This is a genomic window from Nonomuraea indica, assembly GCF_002850745.1.
Lineage (GTDB): Bacteria > Actinomycetota > Actinomycetes > Streptosporangiales > Streptosporangiaceae > Nonomuraea > Nonomuraea indica.
Map to the genome: position 1 here is coordinate 326,533 of NZ_KZ559472.1, position 24,321 is coordinate 350,853.

17 protein-coding genes are annotated in these 24,321 nt (G+C 74.7%); 12 read left to right on the top strand and 5 right to left on the bottom strand.

All coding sequences use genetic code 11. The annotated features are described in order from the left end of the window. Positions 1 to 7: 7 nt before the first annotated feature. Positions 8 to 2,854: a helix-turn-helix transcriptional regulator gene (locus CXR44_RS20280; RefSeq protein WP_101787636.1), complete on the bottom strand. Its 2,847-nt coding sequence runs from the start codon at positions 2,852 to 2,854 to the stop codon at positions 8 to 10. Positions 2,855 to 2,893: 39 nt separating this feature from the next. Next, entirely contained in the window at positions 2,894 to 4,306 is a 1,413-nt protein-coding gene (locus CXR44_RS20285; RefSeq protein WP_245899282.1) for an LCP family protein, read from the bottom strand. A 217-nt stretch (positions 4,307 to 4,523) separates the two neighbouring features. Between CXR44_RS20285 and CXR44_RS20290 the strand changes: the two genes are divergently transcribed. The 4 genes from CXR44_RS20290 to CXR44_RS20305 all read left to right on the top strand — a co-directional run bounded on the left by CXR44_RS20290 (position 4,524) and on the right by CXR44_RS20305 (position 10,006). Then, a complete protein-coding gene (locus CXR44_RS20290; RefSeq protein ID WP_101787638.1) occupies positions 4,524 to 4,922 on the top strand; it encodes a DnaJ family domain-containing protein in 399 nt (132 codons plus the stop codon). Between the two features lie 82 nt (positions 4,923 to 5,004). Continuing rightward, entirely contained in the window at positions 5,005 to 6,006 is a 1,002-nt protein-coding gene (locus CXR44_RS20295) for an SDR family NAD(P)-dependent oxidoreductase (RefSeq protein WP_101787639.1), read from the top strand. Continuing rightward, positions 5,999 to 8,428 carry a xanthine dehydrogenase family protein molybdopterin-binding subunit gene (locus tag CXR44_RS20300; protein WP_101787640.1) on the top strand — a complete coding sequence of 810 codons (2,430 nt, stop codon included), beginning with the start codon at positions 5,999 to 6,001 and terminating at the stop codon, positions 8,426 to 8,428. The genes CXR44_RS20295 and CXR44_RS20300 overlap by 8 nt, the downstream gene beginning before the upstream one ends. A 9-nt stretch (positions 8,429 to 8,437) precedes the next feature. Then, entirely contained in the window at positions 8,438 to 10,006 is a 1,569-nt protein-coding gene (locus CXR44_RS20305) for a phospholipase D family protein (protein ID WP_101787641.1), read from the top strand. Between the two features lie 71 nt (positions 10,007 to 10,077). Here CXR44_RS20305 and CXR44_RS20310 read toward each other — a convergent pair whose 3' ends face one another. Next, on the bottom strand, positions 10,078 to 11,007 hold the full coding sequence (locus CXR44_RS20310) for a MauE/DoxX family redox-associated membrane protein (RefSeq protein WP_101787642.1): 930 nt from the start codon (positions 11,005 to 11,007) through the stop codon (positions 10,078 to 10,080). Next, a complete protein-coding gene (locus CXR44_RS20315) occupies positions 11,004 to 12,908 on the bottom strand; it encodes an ABC transporter ATP-binding protein (protein WP_101787731.1) in 1,905 nt (634 codons plus the stop codon). Before CXR44_RS20315 ends, CXR44_RS20310 begins: the two co-directional genes overlap by 4 nt. Before the next feature lie 296 nt (positions 12,909 to 13,204). Here CXR44_RS20315 and CXR44_RS39555 point away from each other — a divergent pair, with 296 nt between their 5' ends. Both CXR44_RS39555 and lanL read left to right on the top strand, forming a co-directional pair. Continuing rightward, positions 13,205 to 13,375, top strand: coding sequence for an SflA family class IV lanthipeptide (locus CXR44_RS39555; RefSeq protein WP_180903596.1), 171 nt, complete (start codon positions 13,205 to 13,207; stop codon positions 13,373 to 13,375). A 187-nt stretch (positions 13,376 to 13,562) separates the two neighbouring features. Continuing rightward, the gene (gene lanL, locus CXR44_RS20320; RefSeq protein WP_219601925.1) at positions 13,563 to 16,202 is read left to right on the top strand and encodes a class IV lanthionine synthetase LanL; all 2,640 of its coding nucleotides are present in this window, start codon (positions 13,563 to 13,565) and stop codon (positions 16,200 to 16,202) included. 7 nt (positions 16,203 to 16,209) lie between these two features. Here the strand turns inward: lanL and aroQ are convergent, their stop codons facing one another. After that, entirely contained in the window at positions 16,210 to 16,662 is a 453-nt protein-coding gene (aroQ, locus tag CXR44_RS20325) for a type II 3-dehydroquinate dehydratase (RefSeq protein ID WP_101787644.1), read from the bottom strand. A 196-nt stretch (positions 16,663 to 16,858) separates the two neighbouring features. Here aroQ and CXR44_RS20330 point away from each other — a divergent pair, with 196 nt between their 5' ends. The 6 genes from CXR44_RS20330 to CXR44_RS39560 all read left to right on the top strand — a co-directional run bounded on the left by CXR44_RS20330 (position 16,859) and on the right by CXR44_RS39560 (position 24,274). Beyond that, on the top strand, positions 16,859 to 18,832 hold the full coding sequence (locus CXR44_RS20330; protein WP_101787645.1) for an elongation factor G: 1,974 nt from the start codon (positions 16,859 to 16,861) through the stop codon (positions 18,830 to 18,832). A gap of 278 nt (positions 18,833 to 19,110) precedes the next feature. Further along, positions 19,111 to 20,337, top strand: a complete 1,227-nt coding sequence (locus tag CXR44_RS20335) for a serine hydrolase (RefSeq protein ID WP_101787732.1) — start codon at positions 19,111 to 19,113, stop codon at positions 20,335 to 20,337. Positions 20,338 to 20,395: 58 nt separating this feature from the next. After that, on the top strand, positions 20,396 to 20,800 hold the full coding sequence (locus CXR44_RS20340) for a hypothetical protein (protein ID WP_101787646.1): 405 nt from the start codon (positions 20,396 to 20,398) through the stop codon (positions 20,798 to 20,800). A gap of 230 nt (positions 20,801 to 21,030) precedes the next feature. After that, positions 21,031 to 22,578, top strand: coding sequence for an ABC transporter substrate-binding protein (locus CXR44_RS20345; protein ID WP_144070027.1), 1,548 nt, complete (start codon positions 21,031 to 21,033; stop codon positions 22,576 to 22,578). Further along, entirely contained in the window at positions 22,575 to 23,501 is a 927-nt protein-coding gene (locus CXR44_RS20350; protein WP_101787648.1) for an ABC transporter permease, read from the top strand. The genes CXR44_RS20345 and CXR44_RS20350 overlap by 4 nt, the downstream gene beginning before the upstream one ends. Beyond that, positions 23,498 to 24,274, top strand: a complete 777-nt coding sequence (locus CXR44_RS39560) for an ABC transporter permease (RefSeq protein ID WP_180903598.1) — start codon at positions 23,498 to 23,500, stop codon at positions 24,272 to 24,274. The genes CXR44_RS20350 and CXR44_RS39560 overlap by 4 nt, the downstream gene beginning before the upstream one ends. Positions 24,275 to 24,321 lie beyond the last annotated feature (47 nt).

The following is a 24,321-nucleotide window of genomic DNA, read 5'->3' on the forward strand; positions in this document are numbered from 1 at the left end:
TGGGCTGTCACAGCAGCCGGGCCAGCTCGGTACGGGAGGTGATGCCGAGCTTCGGATAGATCTTGTACAGGTGGTACTCGACGGTCCGCGGGCTGAGGAAGAGCTGGGCCGCCACCTCCTTGCTCGACGCGCCGCCCGCCACCAGCCGGGCGATGCGCAGCTCCTGCGGGGTCAGCGCGGCCAGGACGCCGGCGTCCGGCCGGGCCGCCGACTCGCCCGCCGCCCGCAGCTCGCCGTGCGCCCGACGCGCCCACGGCTCCGCGCCGAGCCGCTGGAACGCCTCCATCGCCGCCCGCAGATGCGGCCGCGCCTGCCCCGGCCGCTGGGTGCGGCGCAGCCGCTCCCCGTACAGCAGGGCGGTGCGCGCCCCCTCGAACGGCTCGCCGTGCAGGCGCAACGCCTCCTCGAACAGCTCGTCGTCGCCGCCCACCAGGGCGCGGCAGCGGGCGAGCAGCGCCCGTGACTCGGCCGTGGCCGCGTTCGCCGACCACCGTTCCAGCCACGACACGGCCTCGCGCGCCGCGTCGAGCTCTCCCGCCGCCACGGCCGCCTCCACCCGGTCGGGCGTCGAACGCCACACCACGGTGGGATGCCCGGCCCCCGGGCCGGCGGTCGTGATCGCGGTGAACCGGTCGTGCGCCGCCGCGAACCTTCCCAGGCCCAGGTCCAGCATGGCCAGCGCGTACATCGCCACGCCCACGCGCAGCCCCGCCCGGTGCGGGATCGCGATGGCCAGCGCCTCGTCCGCGTGACGGCGGCACGCCTCCTCCTCGCCGCGCAGCGCCGCCACCACGGCGAGGTTGGCCAGGTGGGCGCCGACGGAGTTGGTGTAGCCGGCCTCGCGGGCCAGCGCCAGCCCCTCCTCGGCGATCGCGGCGCTCTCGGCGAGCCTGCCCTGGAAGCGTTCGGCCGCCGAGACGAACTCCAGCACGACGGGAAGCTGGCCCACCATGCCCGACATCCGCGCCACGCCGCCCGCCCGGCCGGTCAGCTCCGCCGACAGGTCGGCCTCGCCCAGGTAGCTGGCGGCGGCCGACGCCCACAGGAACTCGGCCGCCTCGGTCAGCTCCCCGGCGCGGTCGAGCGCGGCCCGCAGCAGCTCCGCCCCGCCGGGGTCGCCGCCGAGGACGGCCCCGATGCCCGCGATCGCGTCGCGCAGGAATCCTCTGGGGTGGGCCAGCGCCCGGCGGCCCAGCTCGACGATGGCGGGCACGTCGCCCACGTAGCTGGCCGCCTCGGAGGCGTCGGCCAGCATCTCCAGCGTGTCGCCGCGGCTCAGGATCCGCAGGGCCTCGGCGGCGTCGCCGGAGATGAGCTCGAACCTGCCCCGCAGCTGGGCGAGCTCCGCGAGCAGCCGCCCGCCCGTCACGGGCTCCCGGGCGGACTCGTGGCCAGAGGCGCCCGGCGGCGCGGGGGCGTCCGCCGGGGATGCCGGCCCGGCGGCGTCACGAGGGGGTCCCGTGAGCCGGCCGGCCAGGTCGCGGGCCTCCGCCAGGTGGGTCTGCGCCAGGCCGGGGCGACCGGCGAGCCAGGCCGCCGTGGCGGCGTCCTTGAGCCGTTCGGCGCGCAGGGCCGGCTCGGGCGTGAGCTCGGCGGCGCGCGCCAGGGCGGTGGCGGCGTCGCCGTACCCGCCGCGCGCCCGCGCCCGCACGGCGGAGGCGGCGAGCGCGGCGGCCACCGCCTCGTCCGGGGCGAGGCTCGCGGCGGCGAGATGCCAGGCCCGCCGGTCGCCCTCGACCAGCGTGGCCAGGGCGGCGTGCGCCTGCCTCGACCGCACCGAGCCGGCCACCCCGTGCACGGCCGACCGGACCAGCGGATGCCGGAACCGAACCGTCGCGCCCTCCACGGACACCAGCCCGGCCGTCTCCGCCTCCCGCAGCGCCTCCGCCACCCACCCGGTCACCCCGTCGCCGAGCACCGCCACGCCCGCGGGACCGCCGGAGGGCGCGGCCTGGACCGCCGCCGCGGGTGCGGCCGGTGCCGTACGCGTGCCCGGGGTCGCGCCGGTGAGGGTGGCGGCGGCGCGCAGGACGGTGGCGAGGTCGGCGTCCAGGGAGGCCACGAGCAGCACCAGCCGGGCCGGCTCGCTGAGGGACGACACCTGGTCGCCGAAGAGCTGCTCGCCTCCGGGCAGGGGGTCGGGCAGCGGGGCGCGGCCCGAGAGCTGGTCGGGCGTCAGCCGTGCCGTCGTCTCGCGGAGGATGAGCGGGTTGCCGCCGGACAGGGCGGCGAGGTGCGCCCGTACCGCCGGCGCGACCGCCGCCCGGGAGGCGAGCAGGTCGCCGGCGCTGCCCGCGTCCAGCCCGCCCACGCGCAGCTCGGGCAGCCCCTTCAGCGGCGTGTCTCCCCGTACGGCCAGCAGCAGCGCGATGCCCTCGGCGCGCAGCCGCCGGGCCGCGAACAGCAGCGTGTCCGCCGAGGCCCGGTCGAGCCACTGCACGTCGTCCACCAGGCACGCCAGCCCGCCGGGCACCGCCGCCTCGGTCAGCAGCGACAGCACCCCGGCCGACACCAGGAAACGGTCGGAGGTCGGCGCGGCCAGCCCGAGCGCGCCCGCGACGGCGTCGCGCTGCGGGCCGGGCAGCGCGTCGAGCAGGCCGGTCACCGGCTGCAGCAGCTGGTGCAGCGCCGCGAACGCCAGGTCGGCCTCGGGCTCCACGCCGCTCGCGCGCAGCACCCGCATGCCCCTGCCCGGCGGATCGGGTCGACCGGCGGTGGCGGCGGCCAGGTCGAGCAGGGCCGACTTGCCGACGCCCGCCTCGCCGCGCAGCACCAGGGCGCCGCCGGCTCCCGAGGCGGCCGAGGACAGCAGGTCGCCGATCGCGGCGGTCTCCGTGGCTCTCCCGTACAGCACGGGAGCCCACTGTATCGAGCGGGTTCGCGCCGGCGTCGGCTAGGAGGCGGCGCAGGTGTCGTGGGTGGCGTCGAAACCCTTGATGACCTCGGTGTCGCCACCGCGCAGCGGCTTCAGACCGGCCCAGTCGTCGCCGAGGACGAGCACCAGCCGGCTGGTGGCGGCCTGCGGGACGGCCGCCGGGGTGACGGTCAGCAGGTCCTTGGTGAGCGTGGGGACGTGGGTCTCGCCGTTCGGCGAGTAGTAGACCAGGGTCTTGGCGTGCGGCTTGCGCGTCGTGTCGCCGACCTTGGTGACGTGGTAGCCGCGCTGTTCGAGCAGGGCGGCCACCTGCGTGCCCAGCCCGGCCCGGAAGGTGCCGTTGCGCAGTTCGACCTGCACCCGCGAGCGGGGGACGGTGGCCTGGCCGCCCTTGACCTCGCCCGGGTCGCGGTCCTGGGAGATCAGCTCGAACAGCCGGTCGGCCTGCGGCTGGACCCATTCGACCCGGCCGGGGTGGGTCATGGAGTAGTGCCACGGGGTGGTGATGAAGCGGATGCGCCCGGCGTTCAGGCCGCGCAGGCTCAACGCCAGGTCCTTCATCACCCCGGCCGTGAGCCCCGGGTCGGTCGTGACCGCCCTGGTGCCCGCGTCGAGGAAGCCGAGCAGCCTGGCCGGGTCGGTGAGCGTCTCGCCGCTCATCACCTTCTTCACCATGGACGCGACGAACATCTGCTGCCGCTGGATGCGTCCGATGTCGGAGCCGTCGCCGAAGCTGTAGCGGGCCCGGACGTAGCCGAGGGCCTGCTCGCCGTTCAACGTCTGGCGCCCGGCCGGCAGGTGCAGCAGCGCCTTGGCGTCGTGCACCGGCTCGGGCAGGCAGACCTCGACGCCGCCGACGGCGTCCACCATGCTCGTGAATCCGCCGAAGTCCACCTTGACGAAGTGGTCGATGTGGATGCCGGTGAGCGTCTCGATGGTCTTCCAGGTGCAGGCGATGCCGCCGGAGTTGAAGGACTCGTTGATCATGCCGACGTGCGGCTGCTGGCCGGGCAGTCCGTCGCGGGCCGGGCAGGCGGGCAGCTGAACCATCGAGTCACGGGGGAAGCTGACCACCATCGCGTTGCCGCGGTCGGACGACAGGTGCGCGAGCATGATCGTGTCGGTGCGCTCGCCGGCGAGGCGGCCGTACCTGGAGTTCGGGCCGTCGCGCCGGTCGGAGCCGACGATCAGCACGTTGAGCGCGGTGCTCGCCACCTTGGCCGGGCGGGCCGCGCCGAGGTCGGCGCCGGTCACGTCGATGTGCCGCACGTTGCCGGTCAGCCGGGCGTAGACGACCACCACCGTGGCCGCGACCAGGAGGGCGAGGGCCGCCGTGGCCGCGACCAGCCACCGCGCCCAGCGCCGCGGCTCGCGGGGGCGCCGGTGAGCGGGCACGTGCCTGGGCGGCGCGTGGGTCAGCCCGCTTCTCACGTGCACTCCCAAGGGACGGGGCCGACGGCCCAGGGCCTCGCGGGGCATCGGCCGGTTGAACGGCCCCGAGTGTAGTGGCGTCGTGTGTACGGAGCGTGAGGATGGCGAGATGTCCCTTTGGTGCGGTGTCGGCCGCCGGCGCGGTGCCGGTCGTGCCCGCCGGCGGGCGGCGTGGCGGAACGTAGCCTGGATCGGGAGCCGAGTGAGGGGGCGTGCCGTGACCGACCGCAAGCCGCTGGGCACGAACTTCGAGTCGTGGATCGACCGGCAGATCCGCGAGGCGGAGGAGCGGGGCGAGTTCGACGACCTGCCGGGCAAGGGCAAGCCGCTGCCCGACCTCGACAAGCCGTATGACGAGATGTGGTGGATCAAACAGAAGCTGCGCAGCGAGGGGCTGTCCATGCCGCTGCCGCCGACGCTCCAGCTGCGCAAGGAGGTCGAGGAGGCTCTGGAGGAGGCGGCCGGGGCCCGGTCGGAGGGCGAGGTGCGGCGCATCCTCGGCGACGTCAACGACCTGATCCGCGAGGCGATCAGGACGGGTCTGTCCGGCCCGCCGCTCAACCTGGTGCCCTACGACGTGGAGAAGGTCGTGGAACGGTGGCGCGCCTCCCGCTAGCGCGCGTCCTCGCCCCCGGATTTCACTGCATCGACTGAATTGATACAGTTGCTGCACTGAAGTTCTCGGGAGGAGACGGCACATGGGAGCACTGGACGGGCGCGTCGCCCTCATCACCGGCGCGGGGCGCGGCATCGGCCGGGAGGAGGCGCTGCTGTTCGCCGCCGAGGGGGCGAGCGTGGTGGTCAACGATCCGGGCGTGGCAGCCGACGGTAGCGGCGGCGACGACGGCGTGGCCGCCGCCGTGGTGGCCGAGATCACCGCCCGCGGCGGCCGGGCCGTGGCCAGCACCGACAGCGTCGCCGACTGGGACGGCGCCCGCCGGATGGTGGACATGGCCGTCGAGACGTTCGGCGACCTGCACGTCGTCGTCAACAACGCCGCCATCGAACGCAACGCGCCCCTGGTCGCCATGACGCAGGCGGACTTCGACGACGTGCTGGCCGTCAAGCTCAAGGGCACGTTCGCGGTCAGCCACTGGGCCGCCCGCCACTGGCGGTCCCGGTTCGAGGCCGGCGCGCGCGCCGACCGGGCCGTCGTCAACACCGCCTCCGGCTCCGGCCTGCTCAACCCGCTGCCCACCCAGACGTCGTACGCGGCGGGCAACGCCGCCGTCGCCGCCATGACCATCGTCGGCGCCCTCGAACTGCGCAGGTACGGCGTGCGGGTCAACTGCGTCTCGCCGTCCATGGTGCGGACCCGGCTCACCGCGGGCGTGCCCGGCATCCAGGAGCCGCAGTCCGGCGGCTTCGACCCGCAGCACCCGGCCACCACCGCCCCCCTCGCCGCCTACCTGGCCACCGCCGGCTGCCCCCTCACCGGGCAGGTGCTGTCGATCCGCGGCGGCTCGGTGGCGGTCAACCACGGGTGGACGCGCGGCGCGCGGGCCGAGCAGGACGGCCTGTGGGAGGTGGCCGGGCTCGCCGAGGCGCTGCCCGGCCTGCCGATGGACGACCCGTTCGACAAGCTGGCCGAGGCGCTCGGCGGCGCGTTCGGCATCACCGATCGCGACCAGGTGCTGCGACTCGTGGACGACGCGCTGGACCGGTCCCTGAACGAGGCTCACACTCGGGGGCATGGATGACCGTGGAGACGAGCGCGCACCCGAGGCCCGACGCGACGGCGGGCCGGACGAGCGGCCGGACGGGCGACGGGACGGGCAACCGGACGAGCGGCCCGACGGGCAATCGGACGGGCCGCCGCACGGAGGGCGGCGGCACGTGGGCGCGCGCACCCCGCGCCGCGAGGACGCCCGGCTGCTCACCGGCCGCGGGAGATATGTGGGCAATGTCCGCCTGCCCGGCACGGCCCACGCCGTGGTGGTCCGCAGTCCCGTCGCCCACGGGCGGCTGACCCGCTGCGACACCAAGGCGGCCTGGACCGTCGAAGGGGTGCTCGACGTGATCACCCCGGCCGACGCCGAGGGGATGCGGCTGCCCTGCGTCACGCTCGGCGCCGGCCAGCTCCAGACCTCCTACCCGGTGCTGGAGGCGGCCATCCGCTACGCGGGCCAGCCGCTCGCCCTGGTCGTCGCCCGGACCCCCGAGGCCGCGGCGGACGCCGCCCGGCTGGTCGACCTGGACCTCGAGGAACTGCCCGCCGTCATCGGCGTGGAACGGGCCCTGGCGGACGGCGCGCCACTGCTCCACCCCGCCTGGGGCACCAACGTGGTCACCGACTCCGTCCTCGGCGACCCCGACTGCGAGGCGGCCATCGCCGGGGCCGAGCACGTCGTCGAGCTGGTCGTCTCCATCGGCCGGGCCTCGCCGCACCCGTTGGAGCCGCGCGGCGTCGTCGCCGCCTTCGCCGACGGCGAGCTGACGATCCACACGGCCACGCAGGCGCCGCACCACGTGCGCGACCACGCGGTCGAGGCGCTCGGGCTGACGCACGACCGGGTGCGGGTGGTCACCGGCGACGCCGGGGGCGGGTTCGGCGGCAAGGAGCACCTCTATCCGGACGAGGCGCTGGTCTGCCTGGCCGCGATGCGCCTGGGCGTCCCCGTGGCCTGGACGGAGTCGCCGGGCGACCGTCTGATCGCCACGCTGCCCGCCCGCGCCGCCGTGCACCGGGCGCGGCTGGCGCTGGACGGCGACGGGCGGTTCGTGGCGCTGCACGCCGACGTGGTCGGCGACCTCGGCGCGCACCCGTCCAACGTGGGCATCTCGCCGTTCGCGGTGACCGCCGTGACGCTGCCCGGCCCGTACCGGTTCGACCGGGCGGGGGCGCGGCTGCGCGGCGTCGTCACGACGACCACGCCGACCGGCTCCTACCGGGGGTTCGGCCAGCCGGAGGCCACCTTCACGCGGGAGCGGCTCATCGACGAGGCGGCGCGCCGGCTCGGGCTCGACCCGGTCGAGCTGCGGCTGCGCAACCTGCTCGGCCCGGACGAGCTGCCCTGCACCAGCCGCACCTGGCAGCCGTACGACTCCGGCGACTACCCGCGCGCCCTGCGCACGCTGCGCGACCTGGTCAGGCCGGTCACCAGGGACGACGGGCGGCGGCGCGGGATCGGCTTCTCCTGCCACGTCGAGTCGACCGGGCTCGGGCCGTCCATGGAGATGAAGGCCATGGGGATGCTGGCGGGCGGGTTCGAGACCGCGGTGCTGCGGATGGAGCCGGACGCCTCGGTCGTCGTCGCCTCCGGCGTCGCCGCGATCGGCCAGGGCATCGAGACGGCCCTCGCCCAGCTCGCCGCCGACCGGGTCGGGGTGGAGCTGGACCGGGTACGGGTCGTGCTGGGCGACACTGCGGCGACGCCGTACTCGTCCATCGGCTCGATCGCCAGCCGGTCGCTGGCGGTCGGCGGCGGGGCGCTCATCCAGGCGGCGGCCCGGCTGCGCGAGAAGATCCTGGCCATCGCCGCCCACCGGCTCGAAGCGGCGCCCGCCGACCTGGAGGTCGTCGACTCGGCCGTACGGGTGAAGGGCGACCCGCGCGCCTCGCTGACGCTGCGGGAGATCGCCACGTCGGCCTGGCGCGGCTGGGACCTGCCCGAGGGCGCCTCGCCCGGCCTGGAGGAACGGGTCACCTACGACCCCGCCTCCTCCACGTTCGCCTACGGCGCGCACGCGGCGGCCGTGGCCGTCGACCCGGAGACCGGGGCCGTGGAGGTGGAGGGCTACTGGGTGGTCAACGACGCCGGCGTCATGGTGAACCCGGCCATCGTCGAGGGCCAGCTCCGCGGCGGCGTCGCGCAGGGCATCGGCATGGCGCTGACCGAGGAGATCGTCTACACCGCCGACGGGCAGCCGGTCACCGACTACCTTCTGCCGACCACCCGCGAGGTCCCCGACATCCACGTCGTCACCCTGGAGACCGCCGCGCCCGGCAACCCGGGCGGCATGAAGGGCGTCGGAGAGGCCGGCACCATCGGTCCGCCCGCGGCCATCGGCAACGCCGTCGCCGCCGCCCTGCCGGAGATCGCCGGCCAGGTCACCCGCACGCCGCTGACGCCGGAGACCGTCTGGCGCCTGCTGAGGAATGCCGGCGGGCGGTCCGGGTAGCGGAAGGCGATGAGCACCGAGGATCTCGGAGCGTGGTTCCTCACTGCCGAGGAACGCGACAATCCGGCCACCCGGCTGCTGCCGTGGACGACGGGCAACCTCGTGACCCCGCTCGTCCACGGCGCCACCTACTTCGCCGAGCTGAACGCCTGCCTGGGCCGGCTCGGCCCGCGCGACCTGCTGCTGTTCGCCGACTGGCGTGGCGACCCCGACGAGCGGCTCGCCGACGACGGGCCCGGCGTGGCCCGTGCGATGGCGCAGGCCGCCCGCAGGGGAGCGCTGGTCAGAGGACTGATCTGGCGCTCCCACCTCGACGCGCTGCGCTTCAGCGCCGCCGAGAACAGGCATCTCGGCGAGGACATCGAGGCGGCGGGCGGGCAGGCGCTGCTCGACACCCGGGTCCGGTCCGGCGGCTCGCACCACCAGAAGTTCGTGGTGCTGCGCCACCGCCGCAACCCGGCCGCCGACGTCGCGTTCGTCGGCGGCATCGACCTGTGTCACAGCCGCCGCGACGACGCCCGGCACCTGGGCGACCCGCAGGTGGCACCGATGCCCGGCGTGTACGGCGAGCGGCCGCCCTGGCACGACGCGCAGGTGGCGATCCGCGGCCCCGCCGTCGCCGAGGTGGAGAAGGTCTTCCGCGAGCGCTGGGAGGACTCCGCCCCCGAGACCCGCCAGCCGTTCAGGCGGCTGCGCGACCACCTGGAACGGATGGACGACGAGCCGCCGCTGCCGCCGCAGGCGCCCGCACCCGACCCGGTCGGCACGCACGCCGTGCAGCTGCTGCGGACCTACCCGAGCCGGCGCAGCCCCTACCCGTTCGCGCCGCGCGGCGAGCGCAGCGTGGCCCGGGCGTACCACAAGGTGCTGGGCCGGGCCGGCAGTCTCGTCTACCTGGAGGACCAGTACCTGTGGTCGACCGAGGTGATCGAGCCGTTCGCCGAGGCGCTGGAGCGTGAGCCCGAGCTCCGCATGATCATCGTGGTGCCGCGCCATCCCGACCAGGACGGCTGGCTCGCCTCGCCGGCCAGCCTCATCGGCCGGGCCGAGGCCCTGGACCGGCTGCGCCGGGCGGGCGGCGACCGGGTGGGCGTCTACGACCTGGAGAACGAGGCGGGCACGCCCGTGTACGTGCACGCCAAGGTGTGCGTCGTGGACGACGTGTGGGCGACGGTCGGCTCCGACAACGTCAACCTGCGGTCGTGGACGTACGACTCCGAGCTGAGCTGCGCGGTCGTGGACGAGGAGCGCGACCCCCGCCCGCCCGCCGGCGGACGGGCCTTCGCCCGGCGGCTGCGGATCGCGCTCGCGGTCGAGCACCTGGGCCGCGACGCGGCGGACCACGGCGACGACCTGTGCGACCCGAAGGCCGCGTTCGAGGCGTTCGCACAGTGCGCCGCGCGGCTGGACGCCTGGCATCGCGGCGGCTGCCGTGGGGACCGGCCACGGGGACGGCTCCGGCAGCACATCAAGCCGGAGCTGGGGCGGCTGCGCAAGCTGCTGGCCCTGCCGCTGTACCGGATGGCCGTGGACCCGGACGGCCGCCCGGCCGACATGCGCCGGTCACGCCACTTCTGACCGGCCCCGCCGGGCCCTGTCACGTGGCCCGCCCTTGGCCGGACACGCCACGTGCGGCCGCCGGGCCGACGTCACGCGGTGGCGACCGTCTCGGCGCGGGCCAGCACCCGTTCCAGCTCGGCCGGCTCGGCCGCGCCGCCGCAGGCCAGGACGGTCCCGTCGCGGCCGGTCACCACGGCGTACGGCGGCCAGGGGATGTCGTTGCGGTCGAAGACGTCCGGGTCCACGACCACGGGCAGCCCGCCACCGCCGTACCCGTCGGCCGCGCTCACCAGGACGACCTCCATGCGCCCGGACAGCGCCGCGAACTCCGGCAGCATCGCACCGCACAGCCCGCACCCGGGCGCGACCAGCGCGTACAGCACCCGTTCGGCGCCGGGCTCCGGCGCGCCGGTCAGGGCGAAACGGGCACCGGGGCGCGGCCCGTGGGAGGGGCGTCGTCCTGGGAGCAGGCGCGGCGCCGCGAACACGACCGCGACCAGGCCCGCCGCCACTGGCGCCTGGACGGGCGCGAACGGGACCGGACCGGCCAGGCCCGCCGTCACGGCCAGCGCCAGCAGCAGGCCGGTACGCGCCAGCGTGCCCGGACCGACGAGGTCCCGGCCACCGAAGCAGCCGCAGTCCACGCTCATCCCGCGCCGCAGCACGGACACCATCGCCGTGAGGAACGCCGCGAACAGCAGCCCCGCCACCACGGCCGCCCACCGTCGCAGGTCCGGCCCGAGCGCGTCCGGCCCGAGCGCGTCCGACCCGAGCGCGTCCGGCCCGAGCGCGTCCGGCCCGAGCGCGTCCGGCGGGAGGAGGCTCGGCGCGAGGAGCAGCCCGGCGGCGGCCACCTCGGCCACGATCACCGCCACCGCCACCGGCCGGGACAGGCGGCCGGGCAGCAGTCGGTAACCGGCCACCGACGCGGCGAAGCCCCGCACGTCGCGCAGCTTGCCCAGCGCCGCCACCAGCAACACCGCCGCCACGGCGAGATACGCCGACTCCGCGACGATCACGGCACCCGCTGCCGGTAGGCCGAGGCCTGCAACTCGTACAGGTCGGCGTAGAGGCCCTCAAGGGCCATCAGCTCGTCGTGGGTGCCCTGCTCGGCGACGGCGCCGTGGTCGAGCACGTAGATGCGGTCGGCGTAGCGGACGCTCGCCAGCCGGTGTGTGATCAGCACGATCGTCCGGCCGTCGGCGTGGCCGCGGATCCGCTCGAACAGGGCGTGCTCGGCGCGGGCGTCAAGGGCGGAGGTCGGCTCGTCGAAGATGACCAACGCGGCGTCGCGGTAGAACCCGCGCGCCACGGCGATGCGCTGCCACTGGCCGCCCGACAGGTCGTGCCCGCCGCGGAAGCGGCGGTCGAGCAGCGCGTCGTAGCCGTCGGGCAGCCCGGCCACCACCTCGTCCGCACCCGCGGCGGCGCAGGCGGCGGCCAGCCGGTCGTCCTCCGGGGGACGGCCCATGACGATGTTCTCGCGGACGGTCAGCGGCCAGCGGGTGTGATCCTGGGCGATCACCGAGACGCTCCGGCGCAGCGTCTCGCCGTCGAACGCGCCGAGGTCGACGCCGTCCCAGCGGATCGCGCCCTGCTGCGGCCGGTAGAGCCCCGCCAGGAGCTTGGCCAGGGTGGTCTTGCCCGAGCCGTTCTCGCCGACCAGGGCGACGACCTCGCCTCTGCCGAGGGTCACGCTCACGTCCGTCAGCGCGGGCCGGTCGGCGCCGGGGTAGGTGAACGTGACGTGCTCGGCGTCCAGGCGGTGGAACGGCGCGGGCGCGCTCGCGGCGGCCGGGGGAGAGGCGGGGAGCCGTTGCCGGGCCAGGTCGCAGAAGGCCAGGTAGTCGCCGAAGTAGAGGCCGGCCTCGTAGAGCCGGTTCATGGTCTGGACGAGGGCGGTGAGCGACACCTGCCCGGTCCTGATGGCGAGCACCGCCGCGCCGGCCACCGACAGCGGGATGACGCCGACGGCCAGCAGGACGCCGAGCGTCACGTAAACGCCGGCCGTGGCGACGCCGGTCAGCAGGTCGCCGCCGGCCTTGGTGGCGGCCTGGCGGCGGGCCACGTCGAGCTGGACGTCCTGCTCCAGGTCGGCGACCTTGGCGTACTGGCCGAGCAGGTAGTCGCGCAGCGTGAACGCCCGCACCTCGGCGGCGGGCTGCCGCTCGGCCATGAGGTCCGACAGCATGAACTTGCGCCGCCGCGCCGCCGACAGCCGGTAGAACGCCCGGTAGCCCAGCCGGGCCGTGCGCACCGCCGCCCAGCCCGCCGGCACCGCGGTGACCAGCAGCAACGGCATGAGAACCGGGTGCAGCAGGCCGAGCGCCACCGCCGAGGCGAGCACGCCGACCGCCCCCGTGACGACCGCGATGGTGGTCTCGACCACGGTGGCGGTGTCGGGCACGCCGCTGTCGCGAGCCCTCCGCATCGCGTTGTGGAAGTCGTGGTCGTCGAACGCGGCCAGCTCCACCCGGGTGGTCAGCTCGAACAGGCGGGTCTCGGCCAGCCGTTCGACCTGGGGTTTCAGCCGGGCCTGGGCCCAGCCCGCGGCCGCCAGCAACCCGCCGCGCAGTCCGGTCGCCGCCGCCACGAACAGCAGTGAGGGCAGGGCGGCCCGGACGCGCTCAGGCGTGGGCCCGGCGGCGAGCAGCGAGGCGAGGACGTCGGAGGTGGCGACCAGTCCGAAGACGGTGAAGACGCCGGCCACCAGGTTGCCCGTCAGGGCCACGGCCGTGTCGCGGGGGCTCGCCTGCCACGCCATCCGCAGCGCCGCGGCCACCAGGGACGGCAGCCTGCGGGCGATCGTGCCGAGGGTGGCGGTCAGCAGGTGCTCGTCGTGGCTCTCCCAGTACGCGACCACGAGCCCCGACCTGTCGTCCGGGACGTCCGCCCGGCGTCCGCGCCACCAGAGCCTCATGCGCCGGGGCCTGCCCATGGTCGGCGGAACGGCCGAGATCCCCCTGTCACGCAGGTCAATCTAGAAGATCGAAGTCGTGCTGTAAAGGTGCATGTAAATGTATTTTGGCGATTATGGCTGCTCTCTGGACAGGCTTCCGGATATATGCACATAATGCGTCCGTTTGCTCGCGACGCGGGGATCGTGAGAGCGATTCGCGGTCGTGGGCAGGGCGCGGGAAAAGGTGCCTACCGGCGCCATCCCGAGGCTCAGGTCCCCACGTCGGCCGCCCATAGGCGACCAAGGAAGGAGCCCTTATGTCGGTCCTGGCCCTGGAACCCCGAGACGCCGGAGTCCTCGAGTACGAGGACCTCGCCGTCGACTTCGAAGGCGAGCTGGGCAAGCTGGCGCACGGCCCCCAGGCCTGCGTCAACACCTGCAAGCGCACGGTGTGCAGCCGCTTCCCCTGCTGCCCGTCCATCGTCTAGAAGCGCCGTCCGTAGCGCCTCGCCCCGTGTGGTGACGCGGGGTGAGGCCGTGCGCTGGAAAAGGCCACCGGCGCTGTCCGGTGGCCTTTTTCGCATGAGAGCCGATGCGCTGCGCTGTCAAGGGGTGACTGTGGAGAGAACCGTGCTGGACCGCCTTGCCCAATTTGCAGAGTCGAACACTAGGGAATTGTACGAGGACGACACGTGGATCAGCGTGCACGACCCTCGTACCGACATTCCGCCGCAAGGCTGGAAAATTCACATTTCAGCACGTCCCGGCACTCTCGCCGACACCCTTGACCGGGCACTGCCGATCCTGGCCGAGGCCGGGTGCGCGTTCAAGGTGGCCCGGTCGGCCGAGACGCTCATGGAGCTCAACACCGGCGACGTCGACGCCGCGGCCGTGGGCAAGGCCATGACCGTCTACCCGGAGCAGGACGCCGTGGTGGAGCTGGGACACGCCCTCGCCGACGCCCTGTCGGGACTGTCCGCGCCGCGTGTCGTCAGCGACCGGCGGGTACGGCCTGACGCGCCGGTCTACTACCGGTACGCCCCCTTCGCCCCGCAGTACCGGGTGGACGAGAACGGCGACTTCGAGCTGATCGTGATCGGACCGGACGGCGAGCAACTGGCGGGCGCGGCCGGGCCCGAGTTCACCTGCCCGCCCTGGGCCACCGACCCGTTCCGCCCCGGCACCGACGCCTCCCCGGAGCGGCGACAGCCGGAGCGGCGACAGCAGGAGGAGGAGGGCGGGACCGGCGGCGGCCGGATCGTCGGCGGCCGCTACCGCGTGACCTCCGGAGTCGTCCGGGGCCCGCGCGGCAACGTCTACCGCGCCACCGACGCCGCCGGCAGGCGGGTCGTCGTCAAGGAGGCCCGCGCCTACGTCGGGGAGAACGCCGAGGGCTGGGACCTGCGGATGTACCTCCGCAACGAGCTGCGCATCCTCCAGGCGCTGCGGGGCGTGACGGGCGTGCCCGAGCCGATCGACCACTTCCGGCACGGTGACGACGAGTTCCTCGTCATGACCGACGCGGGCAGCCGCGACCTCAACCGGGACGTCGCGGAGAACGGCCTGTTCACCGAGGAACCCGGCACCGGACGCGACCTCGGCGCGCTGGCCGCCCGGCTGCTGGAGGTGCTGGACGCGGTGCACGGGCGTGGCGTCGTCGTCAGAGACCTCTCGCCGAAGAACGTCGTCCTCGGCGACGACGGCCGGTGCACGCTCATCGACTTCGGCAACAGCAGGTACGACGGCCTGCAGCTGCCCGGCTGGAGCTACGGCTACAGCGTCCCCGGCCAGCAGACCGGCCGCGAGTCCGTGCCCGCCGACGACTACTTCTCGCTCGGCGCCACCCTGTTCTTCGCGGCCACCGGGATGAACCCGGTCATGATCGACCCCGATCCGGCCCGCAACGTCGAGCGCACGCTGATGTGCCTGGCCCGGATGTTCCCCAGCGGTGCCACGGGCGTGCCCGGCCTGCTGTCGGGCCTGCTGAGCCTGGACCCCGACGAGCGCGCCGAGGCCGCCGCCGAGATCCGCGCCACGTACGGAACCGTCCCCGCCGAGATCCGCGCCACTCACGAGGCCGTCCCCGTCGAGGGCGGCGCCACTCACGGGACCGTCCCCGCCGAGGGCGGGCGCGGCGGGGCACGCCGTCGCCGGTGGGCGCTTCCCGCGACGCCGAAGCTCACCGGCGACCTGCTGTCGCGGGCGCTCGACCACACCGTGCGCGAGTGCGTCGCCTTCGCCGAGCGGCTGATGGCCGCGCCCGAGGACGTCCGACGGGCGAGCCCGCCGGTCACCAACGTCTACGGCGGCTGCGCCGGCGTCGGGATGGAACTGCTGCACCACCCGGAGGCCAAGACCGTGGCCGGTGACCTGGCCCGCTGGACGGTCCGGGTGACGCCGCCCGCCAAGCTGCCGCCCTCGCTGTACTTCGGCCGGACCGGCACGGCGCTGTTCCTGACCGCCGCCCGCCTGACCACCGTGCCCGAGCTGACCGAGCCGGCGCCGGTCACCCTCGACGGTCCGCAGCGCGCCGACCAGGCGCACGGCGTCGCCGGGATCGGCTCGGGCCATCTGGCGCTGGCCGCCGTCGAGCCCGCCGCGAGCGCCCGGCACCTCGCGGTCGCCGCCGAGTGCGCCCGGCTGCTCGTCGCCGGCGACGTCAAGGACGCGGACGACACGGACGACAAGACACCCCCGCCGCCGGGCTCCGGCGTGTCCGTGGAGACGGCCTACGCCCACGGCGAGGCGGGCTGCGCCGACTTCCTGCTCTCCTACCACGAGGCCACCGGCGACCGGGCGGCCGGGGAGGCGGCCAGGGAACGGTTCGCTGCGCTCGCCGTACGGGCCGAGGCCCTGGTGGAAGAGCTGAACGGTCCGGACGCCCGCCCGATGGGGGCGTCCTGGTGCCAGGGCATGTCGGGCATCACGGGCGCGCTGGCGCACGCGGCCGGCGCGTACGGCGACGACGGCTACCTGCGGCTGGCCGAGCGGGGGGCACGGGCGTGCCTGACCGTCGCCCCGCAGGCGTGGGTGGTCTCCCAGTGCTGCGGGCTGGCGGGCATCGGCGAGGCTCTCATCGACCTCGCGATGCTCACCGGCGACGACGGCTACTGGCGCGGCGCCGAGGAGATCGCCGAGCTGATGCTCGTCCGGGCCGGCGGTGAGCCGTCGCGGCCGGTCTTCCCCGGCAACGACCTCGACAAGGCCGGCCACACCTGGAGCACCGGGGCCGCCGGTGTGCTGTCGTTCCTGCGCCGCCTCGACCGCCGCGCGGGGAGCCGCCTGTGGACGGCCGGCTGGCGGCTGCCCGGATGAGGCGGGCTCAGGAGCGTGTCGCCTGGTGCAGGCCGTGGATGGCGAGGACGTAGCCGTACACGCCGAACCCGACGACGATGCCGCGCGCCACCGGCGAGAGGTAGGAGTGGTGCCGGAACTCCTCTCGCCGGTGCACGTTCGAGATGTGCACCTCGACCACCGGCACCTCCGCGCCCTCGATCGCGTCGTGCAGCGCGACCGAGGTGTGCGTGTAGGCCCCGGCGTTGAACACCACGCCCACGCACCGGCCGGCCCTGTGCTCGACGCCGGCCTCATGGATCCAGTCGACGAGCTGCCCCTCGTGGTTGGACTGCCGGCACACGGCCTCAAGGCCCAGCCGCTCGGCCTCCTCGCGGCACAGCGCCTCCACGTCCGCCAGCGTGGCCGAACCGTAGACCTCGGGCCTGCGGGTGCCGAGGAGGTTGAGGTTGGGGCCGTTCAGGATGAGGACGGTCGGCATGCGGGCCTCGCTTCGCGCTGTCGTGCCTTGCGTTGACCGGTCCATCTTCCCGCCACGCCGGAAAACCGGTTGATCGCGCCGCGGAGTGTCTGTTCTACTCGCGGTGACGTCCCACGGATCGAGGAGGTAACGAGAATGAGGTCTCCCGTCATGTCCCAGCTCGTAATCTCCGTCTATCCGAAGGACATGACGCTTCGTGCGTACGCTCAACCTGGGGATCCTGGCGCATGTAGACGCCGGTAAGACCAGCCTGACCGAGCGGCTGCTGTTCGCCGCCGGTGTCATCGACGAGATCGGCAGCGTCGACGACGGCAGCACCCGGACCGACTCCCTCGCGCTGGAGCGCGAGCGCGGCATCACGATCAAGTCCGCCGTCGTCTCGTTCGCCGTCGGCGGCGTCACCGTCAACCTCATCGACACGCCCGGTCACCCCGACTTCATCGCCGAGGTCGAACGGGCGCTCGGCGTGCTCGACGGCGCCGTGCTCGTCGTCTCGGCCGTCGAGGGCGTGCAGCCGCAGACCCGCGTGCTGATGCGCACGCTGCGCCGGCTGCGCATTCCCACCCTCGTCTTCGTCAACAAGATCGACCGTGCCGGGGCGCGGGACGACGCCGTGCTGAAGACGATGGCCGAACGGCTGACCCCCTCCGTCGTCGCCATGGGCGCCGCCCGCGACCTCGGGACCCGCCAGGCCGCCTTCGTCCCGTACGGGCCGGACGATCCGGGCTTCACCGGACGGGTCGCGGAGGTGCTCGCCGAGCACGACGACGCCTTCCTGACCGCGTACGTCCATGACACGCGGGTCCCGTACGGCCGGCTGCGCGACGGGCTGGCGGAGCAGACGCGGCGGGCGCTGGCCCACCCGGTGTTCTTCGGCTCCGCCATCACCGGGGCCGGCGTGGACGCGCTCACCGCCGGGCTGACGGAGCTGCTGCCCACCGCCGGGGGCGACGCCGACGGCCCCGTCTCCGGCACCGTGTTCAAGGTCGAACGCGGCCCGGCCGGCGACAAGATCGCCTACGTCCGGATGTTCTCCGGCACCGTCCGCACCCGCGACACGGTGCGCTTCGGTCCCGGGCAGGCCCGCTCGGCCCGGGTGACCGGGATCAGCGTGTTCGAGCAGGGCTCGGACGTGCGCCGTGACGCGGTCGGCGCGGGGCGGATCGGCCGGCTGTGGGGCCTCGGCGAGGTCCGGATCGGCGACAGCGTCGGCGAACCGCCGCCGGGGCCCGGCCGTCACTTCGCCCCGCCCAGCCTGGAGACCGTCGTGGAGCCGCGCCGGCGGGCCGACCGGCCCGCGCTGCACGCGGCGCTCGGCCGGCTCGCCGAGCAGGACCCGCTGATCGACCTGCGCCAGGACGACGTGCGGCAGGAGATCTCCGTCTCGCTCTACGGCGAGGTGCAGAAGGAGGTCATCCAGGCGACCCTGGCCGAGGAGTTCGGGCTGGACGTCACCTTCCGCGAGACCACCACCATCTGCGTCGAGCGTCCCGCGGGCACTGGCGCGGCCGTGGAGGTGATGTACCAGGAGCCCAACCCGTTCCTCGCGACCGTCGGCCTGCGCGTCGAGCCGGCCCCGGCCGGGTCCGGCGTCGCCTACCGGCTGGAGGCCGAGCTGGGGTCCATGCCGTACGCGTTCATGAAGGTGGTCGAGGACACCGTGCGCGAGACCCTGCGCCAGGGCCTGCACGGCTGGGAGGTCGTCGACTGCGTGGTCACGCTCACGCACACCGGGTACGCGCCGCGGCAGAGCCACGCGCACGCCACGTTCGACAAGAGCATGTCGAGCACCGGCGCCGACTTCCGCGCCCTGACGCCCCTGGTGCTGGTGGAGGCGCTGCGGCGGGCCGGCACCGTCGTGTGCGAGCCCATGCACCGCTTCCGCCTGGAGGTGCCGGCGGAGCTGATCGGGACCGTGCTGCCGGCCCTGACCCGGCTCGGCGCCGTGCCGGACCGGGTGGAGCCGTCGGCCGTCGAGGGGCTGATCCCGGCGGCGCGGGTGCACGGGCTGGAGCAGCGACTGCCGTCGCTCACCAGCGGCGAGGGCATCCTGGAGAGCTCCTTCGACCACTACGAGCCGGTGCGCGGCACGCCGCCCGGCCGGCCGCGGACGGACCACAACCCGCTCGACCGCAAGGAATACCTCCTGCACGTCCAGCGGCGGGTGTAGCCGATGACCACCTCACCCAAGGAGCCGCGCCACGTCCTCCGGGGTCGTCGCCTGCTCCTCGGCGGTCGCCTGCTCCTCGGCCGTCACCTGGTTCCCGACCCGGCGGCGACGCAGGCGGGGCGGGGCCCAGGCCACCCCCTGCCTGCCTACCGCCGCGTGTCAGCGGCCGCGTCAGGGCGGCGACGGTCCGGTATCAGAGCGGGCGGCGATGGTTGATGCCGTGAGCGCGGGACCGGAGCGGGTCCCGCCAGGTCGACACGGTTGTGAGGAGTTTCATGATGACGAGGAACAACGGCTTCTCCGTGACGGGGCTGCGCCGGCTGCGTGAGGTGCTGGCCCGGCACGTCGAGTCGGGGAAGATCCCGGGGCTGGTCGCCCTGGTCAGCCGGGGCGGTCAGACGCACGTCGAGACGCTCGGGACGATGCGTCATGACGGTGGCGCGCCGATGCGCCGGGACACCATCTTCCGGATGGCCTCCACCTCCAAGCCGGTGTCGATCGCGGCGGCGATGGTGCTGCTGGACGAGTGCCGGCTGCGGCTGGACGACGTGGTGGATCCGTGGCTGCCCGAGCTGGCCGGCCGTCAGGTGCTCAGGCGGATCGACGCCCCGCTGGACGACACCGTGCCGGCGCGCCGGCCGATCACCGTCCGGGACGTGCTGACCTCGACCTTCGGGCTCGGCATGGACATGACGGCGCTCGGCACCCCGATCCTGAACGCGATCTTCGAGCGGGGGCTGACGCCGAACCTGCCGGTGGAGGTGCCCGAGCCGGACGAGTGGATGCGCCGCCTGGGCGAGCTGCCGCTGATGCACCAGCCCGGCGAGCACTGGCAGTACCAGATCAGCAGCGACCTCGTCGGCGTGCTGGTGGCCCGGGTCACCGGCCGGTCGTTCGAGGACTTCCTGCACGAGCGCGTCTTCGAGCCGCTGGGCATGACCGACACCGGTTTCCACGTGCCCGCCGACCGGATCGACCGGCTGCCGGACCTGTACGCCCCCGACCCTCAGACCGGCGAGTTCCTCGTCTGGGACGAGGCCAAGGGCGGCCGCTGGAGCAGCCCTCCGGCGTTCCAGGGCGGCGGCGGCGGGCTGGTCTCCACCGCCGACGACTATCACGCCTACTTCCGGATGCTGCTCAACGGCGGGCTGCACAACGGCAGGCGGATCCTGTCCCGGTCCGCCGTGGAACTGATGACCACCAACCGGCTCACGGCCGAGCAGAACGCCGCCCGCACCGCCCTGGCCACCGCCAACGTCCATCTCTCCTTCGGCCAGGGCCAGCAGGGCGGCTGGGGCCTGGGCATGGCGGTGCGCACCTACCGCGGCGACTACGCCCCCGTCGGCCAGTTCGGCTGGGACGGCGGCAGCGGCACCTCGGCCTACGCCGACCCGGCCAACCAGCTCACCGGCATCCTGCTCACCCAGGTCGGATACTCCGTCCCGAACCCGGCGCACCTGATGAGCGACTTCTGGACCACCCTCTACCAGGCCCTCGACGACTGACACCGAACCCGCCCCCGTCCGTCCCCTGATCCACCACAGACTCGAAGGAGCAGAAACCATGTCCGTCACCCTTTCCGAGCAGGACAAGCTGACGTTGCGGCTCGCCGGGTGGGGCGCCGTCTCGCTGATGTCCGCCGCCGGCGCCGCCGGCTCGGCCCACAAGGTCGGCGTCGAGGGCTCCGTCGCCCTCACCTCGGCGACCGGCCTGGTGGGGCACGTCCTCGCCAAGGCGCCCAAGGGCGTGAAGTACGGCAGGACCGTGGCCGAACTGGCCGACCAGGTGCTGCCGGCCCTGACCGCGGCCATGAGCCTGCTCAAGCAGCAGGACCCGGCCGAGGCCGACAACTTCCGCGGCACCGTCGTCGTCGCCGTCGAGGCGGCCGCCCGGACCCACCAGGGCGAGCCCGGCCCCACCATGGCCGAGATGGCCCGCAAGATCACCGAAGCGCTCGACGCCGCCTGACCGCACCCGCCGCCATGCGGCCGGGCGGCGACGCCGGCCGCAGGCACGGAAGGTCTTCGGGGAAGTCCGAGCCCGGTTCTCGCCGGGTGGCGCCGCGCGCGCACCATGCGCCGCGGCGGGCGGGTGGGCGGCACCACGAATACCCAGATGTCCAGAGATTTCCTGCTTTCCGGTCAGCATGAAAACCGTTATCGTTTGCCGGGGCGTCGTACGGCCGGAGGGAGACGAGGGTGCGGGGACGAGCGATGATCACGGCGGCGGTGGCGCTGGCAGGGCTGGCCATGGCGGCCTGCGGCGGCCCCGCCCCGGCCGGACCGGACGACGGTGTGCTCACTCTCGCCGCTCCCCGCGACCTCGTCGCCGGCCCGCAGGACCCCTACTACACCCACCAGACCCTGCGCGTGTGGGAGCCCCTGGTGACCGTGGACCAGCGGCTGCGCCCCGTCCCCGCCCTCGCCACCTCGTGGACCGGCGCCGACGGGGGCCGGCGCTGGACGTTCACGCTGCGCGAGGGGGTGAGGTTCAGCGACGGCACGCCGCTCACCGCCGAGGCCGTGGTCGCCAATGTCCGGCGGCTGCTGCGGCTCGCACCCCGGCAGTCCCCGTTCTTCAGCCTCGACGCCGGCATGGAGCTGGCGTACGGCCGGCTCTCCGACGTGCGGGCCGAGGGCGGGAAGGTGACGTTCGAGCTGGAGCGGCCGGTGGCCGACCTGCCGGGGCGGCTGGCCGGGTTCTTCAGCATGGTGCAGTCGCCCCGGGCGTTCACCCCGGCGGGTGACTTCGCGGGCGGCCCCGTCGGCACCGGGCCGTACGTCCTGACCGGCTGGGTCAAGGGGCAGCGGGCCGAGCTGGCCGCCAACCCCCACTTCCACGGCGCCGCGCCGGCGTACAAGAAGGTCGTCGTCAAGGTGATCCCCGACGCCAACGCCCGGGTGGCCGCGCTGCGGGCGGGCGAGGTCGACGGGCTGATCGACAAGGGCGCGCTGCTGCCCGGGCAGGTGGCGGCCGTCGGCGGCGGCGGTCACACGGTCGTGCGGACGCCCTCGGTGCTGACGCACTACCTCACCTTCAACGCCTCGCGGAAGCCCTTCGCCGATCCCCGCCTGCGCGAGGCCGTGGATCTCGCCGTCGACCGGCGGACGATCGCCGGCACGCTGCTCGCGGGCACGGCCCGGCCGGGCGCCGGTTTCCTGTCGCCCGTCTTCGGCGACCTGGCCGAGCCCTCCGTCGCCCCGGCGCACGACCCCGCCCGGGCGAGGGCGCTGGTCGAGGCGGCGGGGCGGCCCGCCGAGCCGGTCACCATCCTCGTCTCGTCGGGCGAGACCGGGCAGTTCCCCTACACCGACATCGCGGAGGTGCTCCGCGCCGCCTTCGCACGCGTCGGGCTGCCCGCGAAGGTGAGGGTGGCCGAGGCCACCAAAGCCGTCATGGAGGCGGGCGACTACGACCTCTTCCTCAGCGCGTACAGCGTGCCCAACGGCGACCCCGACTACCTGCTGCGCCGCTTCCTGCGGTCGGACGCGGCCTGGAACACCGAGCGCAGGCTCGGCTACCGCAGCGAGGAGTTCGACACGCTGGTGGACCGGGCGGCGGCGGAGGCGGACCCGGTCCGGAGACGGGAGCTGTACCACCGCGTCCAGCGGCTGCTCGCGGCCGACCGGCCGATGATCCCGCTCGCGTACCAGGACAATCCCATCGTGACGAGTGACAGGATCGGCGGTGTGGAACAGAACGTGGCGTACATCGTGGATCTGGCCAAGCTGACGCCGTTGCGGTGAGGTGGCTGCTGCGCCGCGCGGCGGAGACGGTGCTCGTCCTGCTGGCGCTGTCGGTGCTGGTCTTCTCGCTCGCCGCGCTGACGCCCGGAGATCCGGCCGAGGAGATCCTGCGCCGCGGCGGGCTGCAGCCGACGCCGGCCGCCGTCGCCGCCTTACGCGCCGAGCTTGGCCTCGACCGGCCGCTGCCCGCGCAGTACGCCGGGTGGCTGCTCGACGTGGTCCGCGGTGACCTCGGCCGCTCCTACGCCGACCGGTCGCCGGTGGGCGCCGAGATCATGGCGCGGGTCCCCGCGACGCTGCGGCTGGCGGGCGCGGCCGCGCTCGTCGCGGTCGGGCTCGCCCTGACGGTGTCGCTGTGGGCCGCGCTCCGGCCGCGCGGCGCGGTCGGCCGGGTGGTCGCGGTCGTGACGGTGGCGGTCGCCGGCGTCCCGCCGTACATCGTGGGGATCCTGCTGATCAGCGTGGTCGCGGTCGGGCTGCGCGCGCTGCCCACCGGCGGCGACGGGGCGCCGGAGGCCGTGGTGCTGCCCGCGCTGACCCTCGGCCTGGCGGGCGCGGCGACGCTGCTGCGGCTGCTGCGGGCGGACCTCGCGCAGGCGGTCGGGCAGCCGTTCGTCAAGTTGGCCGCCGCCAAGGGGCTGCCCGCCCGGCGCGCCGTCGTGGTGCACGCGCTCCGGCTGGCCGCGCCGAACGCCATCGCCGCGACGGGCGTGGTGCTGGCCGACCTCGCGGCCGGGGCCGTGGTGGTGGAGACGCTGTTCGCCTGGCCCGGCATCGGGCAGCTCGCGGTCTCGGCGATCAGGCAGCGGGACCTGCCCGTGGTCCAGGCGTACGTGCTGCTCACCGGGCTCGCCACCGTGCTGCTGCTGGCGCTGGCCGACCTCTGCCTGACGGCGGCCGACCCTCGGGTGCGCCGCCGGTGAGGGGCCGCGCGGGTCTCGTCCTGCTCGCCCTCGTGGTGGCGTGCTGCGGGCTCACGCCCCTGCTGTCGCCGTACGATCCGCACCTGCCCGACCCGGCGCGCGCCCTGCTGCCGCCCGGCGGGCGGCACTGGCTCGGCACCGACCAGCTCGGCCGCGACCTGCTGACGAGGACCGCCGTGGCGGGGCGGACCTCGCTGCTGTTCGCGCTCGCCGTCACCGGGATCACCACGGCGCTCGGCACGGTCCTCGGCGCGGCCGCCGGGCTGGCCGCGGGACCGTCCGACCGGCTGCTGAGGTTCGCCGCGACCGTGGCGCTCGCACTGCCGGGGCTCACGCCGGCGCTGGCGCTGGCGGGCGTGCTGCCGCCGGGGCCGGGCGCGGTGCTGGCCGCGCTGGTGCCGTTCGGCTGGGTGAGCTGCGCGCTCGTCGCCCACACCGCCACCCGCCGGGTGGCCGCGTCGGGGTACGTGCTCGCCGCGCGGGCCATGGGGGCGTCACCGCTGTACCTGCTGCGCCGGACGGTCCTGCCGCACATCGCCGGACCGGTGCTCACGGTCGCCACCGCCGACCTCGCCCGCACGCTGGTCGCCGTCACCTCGCTGAGCTTCCTCGGTCTCGGGCTGCCGCCGCCCGAGACCGACTGGGGCGGCATGGTGAGCGAGGCGGTGCCGCTGCTGGTCGCCTCCCCCCGGCCGGCGGTCGTGCCCGCGCTCGCCCTGGCCGTCACCGGTCTGGCCGTCGCGCTCGTGGTGGACTCCCGGGATCCCGCGTAGACCGCCGCCCGTACGGACCGCCCGCGTGGAGTGTCCGCATAGACCGG